Raw genomic sequence first — 15,770 nt, forward strand, 5'->3', positions numbered from 1 at the left:
GATCAGGCCGATGAACCCTCCCTTCCGCTACAAGCGCCTCGGCTACGTCGCCCTGAACGTCACCGATCTGACGCGCAGCGCCGCGTTCTATCGCGATCTGGTCGGGCTCGATGTCAGCGATTCCAGTGACGCAAGTGTCGCGCTGCGCTGCTCGCGCGACCATCATGCGATGCTGCTCTATCCGGCCGCGCAGCCGGGCCTGAAGCGCATCGCCTTCGAACTGGAATCGGCGGCCGATCTGGCCAAGGCGCGCGACTACGTGGTCAGCCTCGGGCTGGAAGTGGAAGCGGTCTCGGCCGACGAAAAGAAGACGCTGCGGCTGGTCGATGCGCTGCGCTTCAGGATTCCCGGCTGTGGCCTGTGCATCGAGCTGTTCGTGCAGATGATGTTCATGGCCAAGCCGTTCGAAGCGCGGCTGGCGAAGATCGAGCGGCTTGGCCATGTCGTGCTGAACGTCGCCGATTTCAATGCCACGGTCAGCTTCCTGAACGACCAGCTCGGCTTCCGCACCTCGGACTTCGTGCCCGGTTTCGCGGCCTTCCTGCGCGCGCACCCGAATCCGCTGCATCACTCGCTGGCGGTGCTCAGCGGTGCCGATGACCATCTGAACCACGTCAACTTCATGGTCAGCGACATCGACGACATCGGCCGGGCGATGAATCGCATGAAGGCCGCCGGCGTCGAGATCGTGTTCGGGCCGGGCCGGCACCTGCCGTCGGAAAGCATCTTCCTGTACTTCCTCGATCCGGACGGCATGACCGTCGAATACAGCTTCGGCATGGAAACCTTCCCAGAAGCCGGTGCCCGCGAAGCGCGGCTGCTGGAACCGGTGCCGGCCACGCTGGATACCTGGGGCAGTGTCGCCACGCCGCCGTTCGGCAAGATTGGCGCGATCGAACGGTCATGAGCACCGGCCCGCGCTTCGAAGGACAGGTGGCGATCGTCACCGGAGCCGGCCGCGGCATCGGCTACGCTTGCGCCGAGCGCTTCGCCTCCGAAGGCGCGAATCTGGTGATCGGCGATCTCGATCAGGCGCAGGTCGATGCGGCCGTCAGTCAACTGATCGCCGACTACGGCGTGAAGGTCGTCGGCGTGGCTGGCGACCTGTCGCATCAGTCGGTCGCCGAAGCGACCATCAAGGCCGCGCTCGACCACTACGGCCGCATCGACGTGCTGGTCAACAACGCCGGCGGCGGCATCCTGCGGCCGTTCCTCGCGCACACGCCGGAAACGCTGAAGGCGACCATCGACCGCAACCTGTGGACGTGCATCTGGTGCTGCTGGTACGCGCTGCCGACGATGCGCGCGCAGGGCTACGGCCGCATCGTCAATCTGGGTGCCGATTCGGTGCGCAACGGCCTGTTCGACCACGCCGCCTACAACGCGGCCAAGGGCGGCATGCACGGCATGACCACCGGCCTGGCGCGTGAATACGCCCGCGAAGGCATCACCGTGAACACCGTCGCGCCCTGCGTGGTGCAGACCCCGCAGCTCGATGAAGTCGCCAAGCGCGATCCGGAACTGGTGCGCAAGGTGATCGACGTGGTGCCGATGGGCCGCCCGGGCACGATGGACGAAATCGCGTCGATGGTCGCCTACCTCGGCAGCCGCGAAGCCGCATTCGTCACCGGTCAGGTGATCAGCGTCAACGGCGGCACGACGATGCTCTGAGCCGCGCAGAATCCCTCTTTCCTTTCCATCACCCGCCCATGCCCCAGTCCGTTGCCACGATCGCCGAGTCCGAGCTGCTCGACGGCGAGATGAAAACCTGGTTCCTGCCCGATGGCACGCGCATCGCGCTGTACCACGTCAATGGCGGGTTCTACGCCACGCAGGACACCTGCACCCACGAGAACGCCTCGCTGACCGAAGAAGGCCAGGTCGAAGGCGATCGCGTGATCTGCACCTGGCACTACTGCGAGTTCTCGATCATCGAAGGCACGGCGCTGAATTCGCCGTGCAGCGAGCCGCTGCAGACCTACCCGGTCACGCGCGTCGACGGGGTGCTCCATGTCCACTACTGAACCTGTGATCGCAAGGGCCGGCCGCAGCCGTGCACCCGCGAAGCCGACCATCGCCGGCAAGCCGCCACGGCGCCGCACGCAGGCGGAGCGCTCGGACGAGATGCAGCAGCGGCTGGTCGAAGCCGCCGCCACGGTGCTGCGCAAGAAAGGGTATGCCGGCTTGCGCACCGACGAAGTGGCGCGCGCCGCCAAGGTTTCGCGCGGCGCCCTGCAGCATCACTATCCGAGCAAGGACAGCCTCGTCGTCGCAACTGCCGAACACCTGCTGCGCGCGAGCCTGACCCGCGGCCAGAATCGCGCGGCCAGCGCCGTTGCCGCTGCCGATCCGATCGACGCGATCATCGCCGACGGCATGGAGTTCTTTCTCGGCCCGGATTTCGGCGTGGTGCTCGATCTGGTGCTGGCCGGCAGCAAGAGCCGCGGCCTGCGCGACCAGATCTACGCCCATGCCCGCGAAAGCCGTCTCGGTGTCGAGGAAGCCTGGCTCGGCCTGCTGGTCGAACACGGCGTGCCGCGCGCGAAGGCGGAGAAGGTGCTGTGGCTGACGATCAGCCTGATCCGCGGCCTTGCCGTACGAGCGCTGTGGCAGCGCGACGAGGCCCTGTTCAAGTCACTGCTCGATGAGTGGAAGCTGATCGTCGCCGAGCATCTGCGCGCCTACACCCACATCACACCGAAAACGAAAGGAGCCCCACGATGAGCCTCTGGCAGGATTTTGTCGGCAGCGAGATTCGCATGATCGACACCCCGAGCTTCGGGCGCATCCGCATTGCCGAGGCCGGCCGCAAAGGAGCGCCGGTAATCCTGTTTCAGCATGGCATCGGCGGGCATCTGGAAGCCTATTGCAAGAACCTCGTCGCGCTGTCGGACGAGTTCCATTGCATCGCGTTCGACTATGTCGGCCATGCGATGTCGAACCGCAAGGTCATGGAATACACGCCGCCGGTGCTGGCCGAACAGTTGCGCGAATTGATGGATGCGCTGGGCATCGACAAGGCGCATCTGTCCGGCGAGTCGCTGGGTGGCTGGGTCTCCGGCTACTTCGCGGTGAAGTATCCCGAGCGAGTGCTGAAGCTGATGCTGAACACCGGCGCCGGTATCCCGATCGTGTCCGAGAAGGGCCGGGCCGACATGCTCGACCTGATGGAGCGCTCGAAGAAGGCCGCGGGCGCTCAGCCTACCTTCGAGATGGTCAAGCACCGCATCGCCTGGCTGATCCATCCGAACAACCACCATCTGGTGACCGACGAACTGGTCAATCTGCGGCTGCACTACTACCTGATGCCCGAGGGTCGCGAGGTCTCGCCGCTGGTCAACCGCATGCTGCCGCGACATGACGAATTCCTGGTGCCGCTGGAGCAGATCAAGGCCGAGACGATGCTGCTGTGGACCCGCGACAATCCGATCCACGATCTGGAATGCGCGCAAGCGGCCCATGCGCGAATCCCGGGTTCGACGCTGTACGTGATGAAGGCCGATGGCGCGCACTGGCCGCAGTACGAGGCCCCGGACGAGTTCAATCAGGTGGCGCGGGATTTCTTCGCCAGCCGCAGCGGGGTGGCCGCGTGAGCCGCGCCGGCCACGTGGCACCAGCGCGCAAGATCGTCGCCAAGCCGGCGACCGAGCGTCTGAAGATCGCGAACGAGCTGCGCGACGCCTATGCCAGCCTCGTGCCGATCGCACCGATCCGCGATCGGCTGCCGGCCGGCGATGTGGCCGCCGCCTACGCGATTCAGGACAGCAACACCCGGCGCTGGCTGAAGGACGGCCGTCGTCTGGTCGGCCGCAAGATCGGCCTGACCTCGCTCGCGGTGCAGAAGCAGCTCGGCGTTGACCAGCCGGACTTCGGCATGCTGTTCGCCGACATGGCGGTCTGCGATGGCGAAGCCGTGGCAGCGGGCCGCGTGCTGCAGGGCAAGGTCGAAGCCGAGATCGCGTTCGTGCTGGAACGCGATCTGGTGATCGAACAGCCGACGATGGCCGACGTCACGCGTGCGATTGCCTACGCGACGGCGTCGATCGAGATCGTCGGCAGCCGCATCGCGAACTGGGACATCCGCCTCGTCGATACCGTGGCCGACAACGCCTCGAGCGGCCTGTTCGTGCTCGGCAACACGCCGCATTCGCTGAACGGGCTGGACCTGCGCAACTGCCGCATGAACATGACCCGCGCGGGAGAGGTGGTGTCGACCGGCGTCGGCCATGCCTGTCTCGGTCATCCGCTGAACGCGACGCTGTGGCTCGCGCGCAAGATGGTCGAGGTCGGCCGGCCGCTGAAGGCCGGCGACATCATTCTGTCCGGCGCACTGGGCCCGATGGTGGCGGTGAAGTCGGGTGAATCCTACGAGGCGACGATCGAGGGACTCGGTTCGGTGCGCGCGGTGTTCGCCTGACGCTGCGCGGCCCGGCGAACACCGGCGGCCGCATCACGACGCCGCCGGAATCTCGACGCTTTCGCCAAGCAGCGCGTTGTGCCGCAGCGCGAAACGCGGCTTGACCCACCAGACCAGCAGCGGCAGCACCACCAGCGACAGCACCATGTTGATCGCCATGATCGCGATCAGCAGCAGTCCCATGTCGGCGACGAATTTCAGGCCGGACATCAGGTACCACGGCGCGATGCCGAGGGCCATGATCGTGGCGGTGAAGGTGATCGCCTTCCCGGTGGTCTGCAGCGCCGCAGTGATCGCGGCCTGCCAGTCGCGATCCGAATGGCCGCCGCGGGCCTGCAGTTCCTCGCAGATGCGCGACATCAGATAGATGCCGTAGTCGATGCCGACGCCGACTCCAATCGCTGCGACGATCATCGAGTTGACATCGAGCCCGACGCCGAGCAGGTGCATCGCCGCGATCAGTGCCTCGTTCGCGAGATTCACCGGGATGATCAGCAGCACGCCCGCCACCATCGAGCGATACGCGAGGCTGCACAGCACGAAGATCATCAGGTTCACCGCCAGCACCACCAGCACGTGGTAGCGCTCGACCACCCGGTTGACCGCTTCCTGCAGCGCGATGGTGCCGGTGCCGAGGCGCACGGTGAATTCAGGATGATCGACGCCGACATCGGCCACGGCCTTGCCGGCCGCCTTCAACGCGGCATTGACCGTTTCCTGCTTGTTGTCCGGGTACCACAGCGAGACCGTCGAGTGCTGCAGGCCCGAGTCGACGACATGGCCGAAGTTCTTCGAGCTCGAGCCCATCATCGCGCCGACGGCGGCGGCGCTGATCGCGCGTTCGCGGGCATCCAGTGGCAGCCACTTCGGGTTGCCGCCATTGAACAGCCGGCTGGCTTCGCTGAGGTAGTCGGCGAAGGCCAGCGTGGCGCGTGGCGGGGCCTCGCCATGCTCCAGCAGCGACTGCAGCCGGATCTCGGTCAGGATCGTGTCGACCCGCTGGCCGGTCCAGTCCGGGCGGGTCGGGTCCTTCGCTTCCAGCACGATTTCCAGCGTGTTGACGCCGGGGAAGTTGGCGTTGATCGCGCGAACTGCGGCGTTGAACTCGGAGTGGTCCCACAGCAGGTTCGTGCCTTCGACCGGATTGCCGATGCGGATGCGCGACGCGGTGGCGACGATCGCGACCGACGCCAGCACGACCACCGCCGTGGTCCGCATCGCCGCACGGCCCGTGACCTGCGCGGCGATGCCGGCGAGCAGCGCCTGCAGGCGACGATGCACGCCGCCACTGTGCTGGCGATCGCGGCCGATCAGCCGTTCCACGTTCTTCGGTGGTGGCAAGGTGGCCAGCAGCAGCGAGATCAGCACGACGCCGGTCGGGATCAGCCAGACCGCCCACATGCCGCAGAAGATGGCGTGTCGCACCATCGCCGGAATCGGTGCGGCCATCACCACGACGATGCCGAGAATGTCGGTCAGGATGCCGAGCACGCTCGGCGCGAGCATCACGCTCATGGTCAACTCGGCCGCTTTCCGGCGATGCTCGGGCTGCCCGCCGAGCTGGGCATAGACCTCGTAGTAGCGCTCGGTGAACTGCACGCTGTGCGAGAACGAGCGCGCCGTCAGCAGCAACGGCACGACCATCAGCAGCGGCTCGATCGAGATGTCGAGCCAGCCGACGAGGCCGAAGGCCCAGATGCCGGCGACGGTGCTGGTGATGATCGGCGTCAGCACGCCGACGACATTGCGCATGTACAACGCAAGGGCGGCAACGAACAGCACCATGGTCACGGCGAAGATGCCGAGCATCTGCCAGACATAGCGGTAGACCCAGCCGAACAGCACCGGCTGGCCGGTGAGATGGACCTCGTGATGCGCGTCGCGCGCGGCTTCCACCAGCTTCTGCACGTGTTCGAACGCGGTGCCGTAATCGACGCGCTCCTCGATGAACGTGGCCATGACGATGGCGGCGCTGTCGTCGCGCGAGATCAGGAATTCGCGCACCTTCGGCGCGCGGTCGACGTGCAGCCGGAAGTCGGCGAGTTCCTCCGGCGTGGTCGGCGGGTGATCCGACATCAGCGGCCGCATGTCGATCCCGCCCGGCGTGGCTTCGGAATAGCGCGCCTTCTCGGTCGTGATCGACAGGATCTGGTCGTGGTCGACGCCGGGGGCGAGGTCGATGTCGCGCGTCATCTGCCAGACCTTGGCCAGCGTCTCGGCGTTGTAGATCGTCGGCCGGGCATCGGCCGATCCGGGCGCGACATCGGTGCGCCGGATCATCACCATCATCGTCAGCGGGCTGCCGAAGTTCGGGTGATCCCGGAACACCTGCACGAACGGATCGTCGGTCGGCAGCAGGTCCGAGAAGATGGTCTGCAGCTTGACCTTCGGCAGGCCGGCGGCGAAGAACGCCGTGATCAGCGCGAACAGCAGGTACGACAGCCCGCGATGGGCCAGAACGAACATCGCGAGCCGCGCCCGCAGCGAGTAGGGACCAGCCATGCCTGTCAGCTACCGGAAATCAGGAGATCGTCAGTGACGACCGTGGCGCGCCGGCGACACGGTCGTCCACCCGGGGCGCGCGGTGCGCGTCAGCTGGCGCCGAGCCGCTGCAGCGCACTCTGCGTCAGATACTTGTCGTACATCTTCGGGTCGTTGGCGCCGCTCATGTGCTGGCCTTCGACCGCGCGTACCTGCTGGATGCGGGTGACGCTGTTGCTCTGGATGTCGCTCGACGTGACATGGGCCCAGCTCCAGTACGGATGCTTGCCGTCCATCACCGCCTTGCCGCCGCCTTCGTACAGCGAGTACGCGCCGTCGAACGAGCGGAACGGCTTGCCGTTGCGATCGAACGTGACCATGCCGATGACGACCTGGTTGCGGGCATCGAACCAGACCCGCTTCTTCGAGATCGGCGCGCGCGGAAAGCCGGTCGGCTCGGCTTCGACGATGATCGCTTCCGGCACCAGCTGCACCGTGGAATCCCAGAAGCTCTTGCCTTTCTTGCCGCCGTGGGTGGTGTGTTCCCAGTTGTCGTCGGCGTAGTTCCAGCTGTCCGACAGGCCGGCGAGGAACGGTCCGCGGCCAACGATCTTGTAGTTGCCCCAGGTGTAGAGCGGATCGCCCGCGGCCCAGGCATCGGACAGGTACAGCGTCAGGCCGGGCACCAGCGGTTCGAAGCGCTGGTTGGTCGGGAACTGGCGCACGCGGCGGAACTCCGGCACGTAGCCGTAGAGCTGCGGAAACGTCGAGTGATCGTAGTCCCAGATGTTCAGGAACGAGGTGCCGCGGAAGGCCTGCGGCGTCAGGAAGAACACCGACTGGAAGCGCAGCTTGTCCTTGTGCGCGGGCCAGTACGGCTTCGGCTCCATCGACACGCGGGCGACCGGCGACATCTCGGCCCAGCCGCCGGAATAGTTGAAGCGCTCGCCGCCGTCGGAATCGGTGGTGGCCAGCTTCATCGCGTAGAACGAGGCATCGTGCCGGCCCCAGTTCAGCGTCTGCGCGGCGAACAGTTCGACGCCGGTCTTCGGGTCCGGAAACGGGTTGCCGCCGATCCAGGGCCCGCCATCGGCCTTGTTGATGACGTTGCCGCGGGCATCGAACCCGGCCTTGCCGCTGTTGCGCAGCGTGGCCTCGACGTATTCCCACGGCGACAGCCGCATGATGTCGGTCGTGGTCTTGACGATCTTCTGCTTGCGGCCCTGCTTCAGAATCTGCTCGTAGCGCACCGGCTCGATCAGATCCTTCACCGCCTCGACGTTCGAGGCGTCGATCATGTCGCCGGTCTTGATCCGGCCCTTGGTGTAGTTCTCGATCGACAGCAGCTCGTCCGGGTAGGCCTTGCTGACATCGCCGGTGGCGGCCATGACCTCGGCCAGCGGTGCCAGCACGCCGGTGCTGAGCACGCCGGTGGCCGCGTCCTGCAGGAACTTGCGGCGGGAATAGCCGCGGTCGTATCGGATGAGCTTCATTCGGAGTTCTCCTCGTTCAGATGAGCTGCGGCTTTTCGGGTGTCGGTGTCAGCGGCTTCGGGCGGTCACAAGTGGAGGTAGCCATCGACATCCATCGTGGCGGTGATGCCGGTATGCAGCCAGCCGTGACGCAGCACGGCGGCGGTTTCGTCGGGCTGATCGAGATAGCCGAGCATCACCGTCGGGCCGCGCGCCACCAGCTCGCCGGCGACGCCGCGCGGCAGCTCTTGGCCCCGGTCATCGATGATCCGCAGCTCGACCTGGCTGAGCGCGCGGCCGGCCGAGCGCTGGGCATCGCTGCCGCGCCAGTTCGGGCCATGGCGCGAGGCCGGCAGCACGGCGGCGAGCCCGGACAGCTCGACGATCGACAGCACATGGAACAGGCCGGTATTCGGCAGCCGGTCGTTCAGTTGCGCGATCAGGCTTTCCGGCAGCGTCGGCCCGACATAGGTGATCCGCCGCAGACTCGACAGCGGACTCCAGTCGTCGCCGGCATGCGCCAGCAGCTGCCGGAACAGCAAGGTGGTCAGTGCCAGATCGGTCACGCCGTGGTCGTAGATCGCGTCGTGGATCGCCGCGGCCTCGAAGCGCTCGATGAACACTTGCGCTGCGGCACGGTTGACCAGTCCCGCCGTGATCAGGCCGTGCGTGGAACTGCCCGACGGCAGCGCGACGAGGCCGATCGCTTCATCGGCGAATGCGCCTTCGGCAGCGTGCAGCAGGCTCGCGGCGCAGACATTGCGATGCGACAGCTGCACGGCGCTGGCGTCGCCGGCGAGCGCGCTGGCGAAGTAGACGATCAGCGGCGCATCGCCGCCGGTGTCGCTGTCGGCAATCGGATCGGCATCGATCACCAGCTGCTCCTGCGACTTCGCCAGTTCCGGCAGCGCGCCCTGACCATTGAAGATCAGCACGCGGACGAACGGGCAGTGGTCGATCAGGGCATCGGCGTGTTCGAGCGCGGCGTCATCGATGATCGCCGCGACGGCCTGCAGGCGATTCATTCGCTGCACCAGCGCTTCCAGCGGCAGCGTCGGCAGGATCGGCGCCGCCACGGCGCCGGCCCAGGCCAGCGCGTACTGCGCTTCGAGCTGGCGATCATTCGCGTGTCCGACGAGCGCGACGACATCGCCCGGCTTGATGCCGAGTTCGAGCAGGCCGCTGGCGAGGCAGGCCACGCGGCTTTCAAGCTGGCGGTAGGTCTTGCCGCGCTCGCGATGGATGATCGCCATGCCGTTCGGGCGTTGCTGGGCGGCGCGGCGGAGGCTGCTGGTGAATTGCATGGAGTTGGGGCAGGGTTCAGGGACGCGAACGATAACGCCAGCGGACGGCCGACTGGCGCGCGCCGTTCAGCGGCCTGCGCTTCGGCCGCTGGCCACGGCCAGCGGCACGGCGTCGTCGCGGCCGGCATCCGCTGCCTGCTTGGTCGATGGCGAACCCGGCGGCGGCAGATCCAGCGGCATGAATGCCGACTGCATCAGGAACGGCTCGTCGAAATGGCGGCGGCCGATGTAGTCCATCGGCAGGTGCGACAGATGCCGCAGGCTGCCCGGACGCGTGATGCCGCTGGCCAGCCGCCAGCCTGGAGCGTCGCTTTCGGTGCCGGCGATCAGGCCGTCGAGCTGGAACGGGCTGCGCGTGCCGCCGCTCGGCAGCGGCAGCGTGTAGAGATCCTCATAGCGCTTCAGCGTGTACTGCCGCGGCGTTGCCGGGCTGCCGACGCTGACTTCCGTGCCGGCGGCGCCGACCCGGCGCACGCCGCCGTGCACGGCATCGAGCATCAGCAGTGCCTGCGGCGGCGCCAGACCATCCTGCGGAAAGAATGCCGGCTGCTCGTCGGCGGGGGCCGCCGCGCTGGCGGGCTTGCGGGCGAGCCGCTGCTGCACCGGGAACCAGAAATGATCGCGGCCGGAGGCGCGCAGGCTTTCGTAGGCCAGCGGCTTCAGGTGGTCGTCCAGGGTCACGCGCCACACGAGGCCGTCGACCGGTGCCGTGCCGCTTGCCGCGTTCGGCGTGCGGAACCAGAAGAAGTAGTTGACCTGCACCAGATTCAGCGGCCCGAGCCGAGTGAAGCCGATCTGGTAGTTGACCTCGGGCTTCGTGGTATCGACATCCAGACCCTGCGCGGTCCACATCGGCGCGCCGAGCTGACGCCGCGTGGCATCGGCAGTGGTCAGCACCTGCGGCGCATTGGCTTCGGCCAGCGCTCGCCAGGTCGAGTCGACGAAGCCGGGCAGGCCGAACTCGTCCGGGTAGGAGTCGTACATCGACTTCGGGATCAGCGTGAGGTCTTCGACCTCGGCCACCTGCCAGCGCACCGCCGGCGTGTTGTCGAGCAGGGCCGCGGCCGGCTTCGCGAATTCGGCACGGACCAGGCGCTCGTGGTCGGCGATGTCGGCGCGCAGCAGCGGCTTGGTCAGCGCATAGAAACCCCAGGTGCGGGCCTTGTCCGAGTAGTCGTCCGGTGGCACCGCCAGTTGCTTGACCAGCGCGACGTTGTCCGGATTCTCGAGTTCCAGGCCGGCCAGACCGCGGCCGCAGTTCAGGAATTCGAAGCGCAGGATCGCGGCTTCCTGCTGGCTCAGGCCGAGGTTCTGGTATTCGAACTCGCGCGCTTCCTGATCGAACTCGCGCATCCGGCGAATCCAGCCGTTGAGCACGCCGAAGTCTTCGGTATCGTCGCGGAACGACGCGGTCAGGCGGTCGGTGCGCAGGTACGGGAAGCCCGGCACGCGATGGAACGCGGTGTCGCGGACCCCGGCAGCGTCGATCCTCGCGTCGATCTCGGCATAGCGATCGCGGCAGGACTTCAGCTCCTTGTAGAAGCCGGTGATCTCGACCAGCGTCGGCTTCGGCGGTGGCGCGGCCGTGCATCCGATTCCTGCCAGCCACACGGCCACGGTCGTGGCCACGACAGCGCGCTGCTTCATGCTCCAGCCCCTCGCAATGACGAATTCTGGCCGGTCAGGCCGGCATCATGGCGCTGGCCGGGCCGGGGCCGCGGGCAGCGCTGAAAAACTCCACGACAGCGTGACCTTGGCGGTGCCGGTAAACAAGCCCAGCCAGGTCGAATTTGCGTTCAGCGGCAGGCTCAGCGGCAAGGTGGCGCTGGCGGTGCCGCGCTCCGGGGCCTGACGCAGGGTCGCGGTGATCCATTCCAGCGCGGCCGTCGGCATCGGCTGGGGTTCGGTGGTGCGCGAGGTGTGGCCGCTCTCGGTGAATTCGGTCACGCCGACCGGCGACGGAATGTGGACGTTCTCGACCAGCAGGCCGCGCACCTTGTCGGCGGTATCGAGCACGACGGTGAAGTGATCGCACAGCGGCAGGCCGTCCGAGGCATCGACGGTATCGGCTTCGCGCCGTTCGCTGAACGGCACGAACTTGTCGCTGGTCTTGTTGTAGCGCACGCCGTCGATCGCCAGCTTCAGCGTCACCCGCGAGCGGCTGGTGCAGCCCTTGAACGGCAGGAAGTACAGGTACTGGCCGGGTTCGGGATCTTCCTCCAGCGCTTCCGGGTAATCGCGCGCGGCGAGGATCGCGGCGTACTGCAGGTTGGTGTCGCGGTTGCAGATCGCATCGCCCTTGCAGCCGTAGATGGCTTCCTGAAAGCGCTTGTCGAAGGCTTTCTGTTCGGCCTCGGTTTCCGGCAGCACCAGCTTGCCGCCCTTGGCTTCGATGCTGCGTTTCGCCTGTCGCGCCAGATGGATGGTCTTCGCTTCGAGGCGTTCGTTCAGATCGTGTGCCAGCAGGTTGCGCACTTCCCGGCGGCCGTCGGAGCGCAGGTCCAGGGTCAACTCGTAGCGCTGCGTGGTGCTGCCCTTCGAATACTGATCCCCCGGGTACTTCGGATCGTTCTTCTTCCAGGTCTGGGTCGCCTCGACGGTGGCGACCAGGTGCAGGCGTCGATCGATCGGCGCAGCGTCGGCCGCGGTCGAGATGAACGTCGCAAGCGCCATCGCGACGGCGGCGACGGTCCATCGTGCGGGCAGGCAGTTCGGCATCGATCGCGCTCCGGTCACACCGCTATCGGGTTGCGCCGAAGCGGCGTCCGTACGACAGCCCGGCGCTGATGCCGCGGAAGCGGACATCGGCTTCGCCGCCGCCGAGCGCCGCGGGAATCGAGTTCTGGCCATGGCGGATGTTGCGGTCGGTACTGGTGGCATAACCGGTGATCTCGGAGACCGCGTTCAGGGCATAGGTGAAGCCGCCGGTGAAATGCAGCTTCGGCGTGGCCGGCGCCAGCCCGCTGAACAGCGTCTGCGAGCGCGGGATGACCTGCGTGGCGTAGCTGAAGCCGGCGATCAGGTTCAGCGACGGAATGATCCGGTGGCTGACGCCGAGCTTGTAGACGTTCTGGTCGCTCCAGCCGAAGCCCGGACCATTGGTCGAGCCGAGCGGCCGGCCCTGAAACACGAGATCGATGCGATTGCCGAAGCCGTGGCTGTCGCCGTACGCGAAGTGCTGGTATTCGACCGCAATGCGCCAGTCCTTTGCCGGCGTGAGCTGCAGTGCGCCGCCGAAGATCACCGGCAGTTCCAGCCGCCCCTGATCCGGCAGCAGGCCGCGGTACTGCTCGATGCGCTGGGTCCAGGTCTTCGAACGGTACGACAGCGCGCCGCTGAGCCACGGCGTCAACGTGCCGGTCCAGCCGAGCGTGAAGCTGGTGCCGAAGGCGCTGTGCTGCCCCTGGTTGCCGATGAACTCAGGCGCTTCCGACAGGGCCGCGAACGGTGCCGTGCCTTCCGTCGACAGGGACTGGTTCTGGACGTTGGCCGACAGGCCGATCGACTGGCCCTTGACGATTTCATGCGCCAGAACCAGCGAGATGCCGGCGATCTTCAGCGAGTTCAGCGCGGTGGCCGAGCGCGCGGCCACTTCCGGCGTCTGCGCGAAGCGGGCGTACGGGCTGCGCGGGTAATCCGGGCCCAGGCCGGCCGCGAACGCCGAGGCGCCAAAGGCCCAGCGTGGCGCCAGCGGCACGGTGACGCCGAACTGCGGGATCGGAAACAGGCGCTTGCCGTTGGACGGGTAGAAGTCGTCCGGCCCGGCGGCGTTGCCGGTGATGCGCGTGCCGCCTTCGACGATCAGCAGATTGGAGCCGACATCGAAGCGGCCGCCGAGACCGATCGCAAGCGCCGGGTTGGCGCTGATCGCCGTGCTCTCGTCGGTGCCGATGTAACTGACGCCGCCGAAGGCCAGACCCTTGATGCCGGTGCCATGCTCGAACGGGCCGAGCGTCGCCCGCGCGTGGAACGGAACGGCCGCGACCAGCGCGATTGCCAGGCAACTCAGGCGTCGATTCATGGTGATCGTTCGAATGATGTGCGACGGATGCGCGTCATCTCCCCATGACGCGTACCCGGAATCCGAGCCTAGCCGGGGACGGGCACTGCCTGCCCAGCCTTTTGTCGACGATCGAGGAAGCGCTCGCGGGCAATCAGGTAGACCGGAAACGTGAACGACACGCCGACATACGACAGCACGACGAAGAACCAGCCCCAGCGGGTGCCCATGCCGATGCGCTGGGCGTCGAACACGACCCAGATCATGAACACGACCCAGGCCACGGCCATGTCGATGCTGAGGAAGGCGGCGGTGCCGCCGGCGTTGATCGCATCGGCGAAGAACTGCACCGGATTCAGGATGTTGCCGCCGTTGCGCATCCAGTCGAAGGCGTGCGGCCAGGTCAGCAGCATGGCCACGATGCCGAGGAGCAGGAACAGCGCGTGCTTGATGTTCTGGGTCATCTGAATCTCCTGAGCGAGGGTGGCAGACGGTGTCGACCGGAGCACCTCGATCGAGTGTCGGCGGCCGGGTTCTGGTGAAGGCCAGACAAAAGGCCGGGGTCCTTTCGGAGCCGCCGGCCGGTCGGTGTCGATGCTGCAAGTCCAGTCCGCTGCGCGCCGTGAAGCATGTCGCCGCGCGGCAGGAAGCGTCAGGCTGACTTGGCGCTGTGACTTTCGTCGGTGAACTTGTCGTAGAAGATCGCTTCGAGCGGCACGCCGATCTGGGTCATCGCGGAGATGCCGGCATCGATCATCCCCGGCGGGCCGCACATGTAGCCTTCGGCCTTGTTCCAGTCGATGCCGGGCAGGGCGTCGGCAATGAACTGCGTCACCAGACCCCGGGCGCCGGTCCACGCGCTGTCGTCCGGTTCGTGCGACAGCACCGGCAGGAACACGAAATTGTCGGCCCAGTTCGCCTTGATCAGATGGATCTGCTCGAGCCCGTACAGATCGGCCTGCGTGCGGGCACCGAACAGGAACACGCAGGGGCGCTTGACCCGGTCCTTGCGGGCCTTTTCCAGCACCGAAAGGATCGGCGCCAGCCCGGAGCCGCCCGCGATGCAGACCATCGGCTCGTTGCCGGTATGCAGGTGGAAGTTGCCGTGCGGCCCTTCGACGTCGAGCGGACGGTTGTCGAGTTCGCCGCGGAACAGCGCTTCGGTGAACGCCCCGCCCGGTACCTTGCGGACGAAGAAATTGACCTGCTGACGGCCATCGCGATCGGGCGCATCGGCGAACGAATAGTTGCGGGCGCGCGGCAGGCCTTCGTAATTCAGGTTGGCGTACTGGCCCGCGATGAAGTGGATCGGCCGATCGAGTTCGACCGTGATCCGGACGATGTCATGGGTCAGCGTTTCAGTCGCGCTGATGCGGCCCTTGAACGCTTCCGGCTTCGGCATGTCCAGCGCCTGACTTTCGACCTCGACCTGAGTCAGCGCGTCCTTCGGAATGGCCTGACAGGCGAGGATGAAGCCAGCGGCGATTTCCTGCTGCGACAGCGTGTAGCCGAAATCGGACAGTGCGCTGACCCGTCCGGTCTTGAGCTTGCACTTGCACGAGCCGCAGGTGCCGACGGTGCAGTTGTGCGGGAACGGCACGCCGTTCTTCAGCGCCGCCTCGAGCATCGTTTCGCCGCTCGGCACCTCGTAGCGCGAACCGAATGGCGCGACCTCGACGATTTTCGCTTCCTTCGCGCCGAATATCGACTTCAGAAATCCCATCGCTCCCCCACTGACGCTTGTTATGTGCGGGCCAGGAGTGCCGGCCGCTTGCGGAAAATAGTAGGGGTCCATACTATTATTTGCAAGCTGGCGGCGGCCCCTGTCGCCGTCCGTCGTTCGTTCCATTCTCGGCGCCACGCTCGGCCTGCGTCGAGACCGCCATATGACGGGCCGATGCCGGATGCCGAGCGACGCGCCGGCCGCGCACGTCCACATTCACGCCGCCATTTCGATACGAAACACCCCGATGAAAGCACTGGTCAGCGTCAAGAGAGTGATCGACTACAACGTCCGGATTCAGGTGAAGCCTGACGGATCGGGTGTGGTGGTGGACGGTGTGAAGCACAGCGTGAACCCGTTCGACGAGATTGCG

At 66.6% G+C, this 15,770-nt stretch carries 14 protein-coding genes and 1 pseudogene; 7 read left to right on the plus strand and 8 right to left on the minus strand.

What is annotated here, in order from left to right; genetic code table 11:
• The first annotated feature begins 10 nt into the window (after positions 1–10).
• Genes QZ951_RS04580 through QZ951_RS04605 form a run of 6 tightly spaced genes read left to right on the plus strand, consistent with a single transcriptional unit; the run spans position 11 to position 4,417 of the window.
• Positions 11–907: a VOC family protein gene (locus tag QZ951_RS04580; protein ID WP_292999015.1), complete on the plus strand. Its 897-nt coding sequence runs from the start codon at positions 11–13 to the stop codon at positions 905–907.
• Positions 904–1,671, plus strand: a complete 768-nt coding sequence (locus QZ951_RS04585) for an SDR family oxidoreductase (RefSeq protein WP_292999017.1) — start codon at positions 904–906, stop codon at positions 1,669–1,671. The genes QZ951_RS04580 and QZ951_RS04585 overlap by 4 nt, the downstream gene beginning before the upstream one ends.
• A 38-nt stretch (positions 1,672–1,709) precedes the next feature.
• The gene (locus tag QZ951_RS04590) at positions 1,710–2,024 is read left to right on the plus strand and encodes a non-heme iron oxygenase ferredoxin subunit (protein WP_292999019.1); all 315 of its coding nucleotides are present in this window, start codon (positions 1,710–1,712) and stop codon (positions 2,022–2,024) included.
• Positions 2,025–2,028: 4 nt separating this feature from the next.
• On the plus strand, positions 2,029–2,724 hold the full coding sequence (locus QZ951_RS04595) for a TetR/AcrR family transcriptional regulator (protein WP_292999021.1): 696 nt from the start codon (positions 2,029–2,031) through the stop codon (positions 2,722–2,724).
• Positions 2,721–3,593 carry an alpha/beta hydrolase gene (locus tag QZ951_RS04600; RefSeq protein WP_292999023.1) on the plus strand — a complete coding sequence of 291 codons (873 nt, stop codon included), beginning with the start codon at positions 2,721–2,723 and terminating at the stop codon, positions 3,591–3,593. The genes QZ951_RS04595 and QZ951_RS04600 overlap by 4 nt, the downstream gene beginning before the upstream one ends.
• A gap of 59 nt (positions 3,594–3,652) precedes the next feature.
• Positions 3,653–4,417, plus strand: coding sequence for a fumarylacetoacetate hydrolase family protein (locus tag QZ951_RS04605; RefSeq protein WP_366943800.1), 765 nt, complete (start codon positions 3,653–3,655; stop codon positions 4,415–4,417).
• A gap of 33 nt (positions 4,418–4,450) precedes the next feature.
• On the opposite strand, the gene QZ951_RS04610 is transcribed toward QZ951_RS04605, so the two are convergent.
• From QZ951_RS04610 to QZ951_RS04645, 8 genes are all read right to left on the minus strand, one after another.
• Entirely contained in the window at positions 4,451–6,919 is a 2,469-nt protein-coding gene (locus QZ951_RS04610) for an MMPL family transporter (protein WP_292999027.1), read from the minus strand.
• An 89-nt stretch (positions 6,920–7,008) separates the two neighbouring features.
• Positions 7,009–8,391 (minus strand): DUF1329 domain-containing protein, encoded by a 1,383-nt coding sequence (locus QZ951_RS04615; protein ID WP_292999029.1) that lies wholly within the window; start codon positions 8,389–8,391, stop codon positions 7,009–7,011.
• Positions 8,392–8,456: 65 nt separating this feature from the next.
• Entirely contained in the window at positions 8,457–9,674 is a 1,218-nt protein-coding gene (locus QZ951_RS04620; RefSeq protein ID WP_292999031.1) for an AMP-binding protein, read from the minus strand.
• Positions 9,675–9,740: 66 nt separating this feature from the next.
• Complete coding sequence (locus tag QZ951_RS04625; RefSeq protein WP_292999033.1) at positions 9,741–11,321, minus strand: hypothetical protein; 1,581 nt, start codon at positions 11,319–11,321, stop codon at positions 9,741–9,743.
• 45 nt (positions 11,322–11,366) lie between these two features.
• Entirely contained in the window at positions 11,367–12,392 is a 1,026-nt protein-coding gene (locus tag QZ951_RS04630; RefSeq protein ID WP_292999035.1) for a hypothetical protein, read from the minus strand.
• 22 nt (positions 12,393–12,414) lie between these two features.
• Entirely contained in the window at positions 12,415–13,695 is a 1,281-nt protein-coding gene (locus tag QZ951_RS04635) for an outer membrane protein transport protein (protein ID WP_292999037.1), read from the minus strand.
• Between the two features lie 68 nt (positions 13,696–13,763).
• Positions 13,764–14,138: a DUF2834 domain-containing protein gene (locus tag QZ951_RS04640; protein ID WP_292999039.1), complete on the minus strand. Its 375-nt coding sequence runs from the start codon at positions 14,136–14,138 to the stop codon at positions 13,764–13,766.
• A 188-nt stretch (positions 14,139–14,326) separates the two neighbouring features.
• Positions 14,327–15,397, minus strand: a complete 1,071-nt coding sequence (locus QZ951_RS04645; protein WP_292999041.1) for a 2Fe-2S iron-sulfur cluster-binding protein — start codon at positions 15,395–15,397, stop codon at positions 14,327–14,329.
• 247 nt (positions 15,398–15,644) lie between these two features.
• On the opposite strand from QZ951_RS04645, the pseudogene QZ951_RS04650 reads away from it, so the two are divergent.
• Positions 15,645–15,770 (plus strand): annotated as a pseudogene (locus tag QZ951_RS04650) (EtfB protein); the annotation flags it as partial.

The organism is Nevskia sp. (assembly GCF_021732705.1).
Lineage (GTDB): Bacteria > Pseudomonadota > Gammaproteobacteria > Nevskiales > Nevskiaceae > Nevskia.

Bases quoted from the DNA above. Each gene is read 5' to 3' on its own strand.
- QZ951_RS04580 (WP_292999015.1), top strand. From the start codon at position 11: ATGAACCCTCCCTTCCGCTACAAGCGCCTCGGCTACGTCGCCCTGAAC.
- QZ951_RS04585 (WP_292999017.1), top strand. From the start codon at position 904: ATGAGCACCGGCCCGCGCTTCGAAGGACAGGTGGCGATCGTCACCGGA.
- QZ951_RS04600 (WP_292999023.1), top strand. From the start codon at position 2,721: ATGAGCCTCTGGCAGGATTTTGTCGGCAGCGAGATTCGCATGATCGAC.
- QZ951_RS04640 (WP_292999039.1), bottom strand. From the start codon at position 14,138: ATGACCCAGAACATCAAGCACGCGCTGTTCCTGCTCCTCGGCATCGTG.
- QZ951_RS04615 (WP_292999029.1), bottom strand. From the start codon at position 8,391: ATGAAGCTCATCCGATACGACCGCGGCTATTCCCGCCGCAAGTTCCTG.
- QZ951_RS04635 (WP_292999037.1), bottom strand. From the start codon at position 13,695: ATGAATCGACGCCTGAGTTGCCTGGCAATCGCGCTGGTCGCGGCCGTT.
- QZ951_RS04630 (WP_292999035.1), bottom strand. From the start codon at position 12,392: ATGCCGAACTGCCTGCCCGCACGATGGACCGTCGCCGCCGTCGCGATG.
- QZ951_RS04590 (WP_292999019.1), top strand. From the start codon at position 1,710: ATGCCCCAGTCCGTTGCCACGATCGCCGAGTCCGAGCTGCTCGACGGC.
- QZ951_RS04610 (WP_292999027.1), bottom strand. From the start codon at position 6,919: ATGGCTGGTCCCTACTCGCTGCGGGCGCGGCTCGCGATGTTCGTTCTG.
- QZ951_RS04645 (WP_292999041.1), bottom strand. From the start codon at position 15,397: ATGGGATTTCTGAAGTCGATATTCGGCGCGAAGGAAGCGAAAATCGTC.
- QZ951_RS04620 (WP_292999031.1), bottom strand. From the start codon at position 9,674: ATGCAATTCACCAGCAGCCTCCGCCGCGCCGCCCAGCAACGCCCGAAC.
- QZ951_RS04625 (WP_292999033.1), bottom strand. From the start codon at position 11,321: ATGAAGCAGCGCGCTGTCGTGGCCACGACCGTGGCCGTGTGGCTGGCA.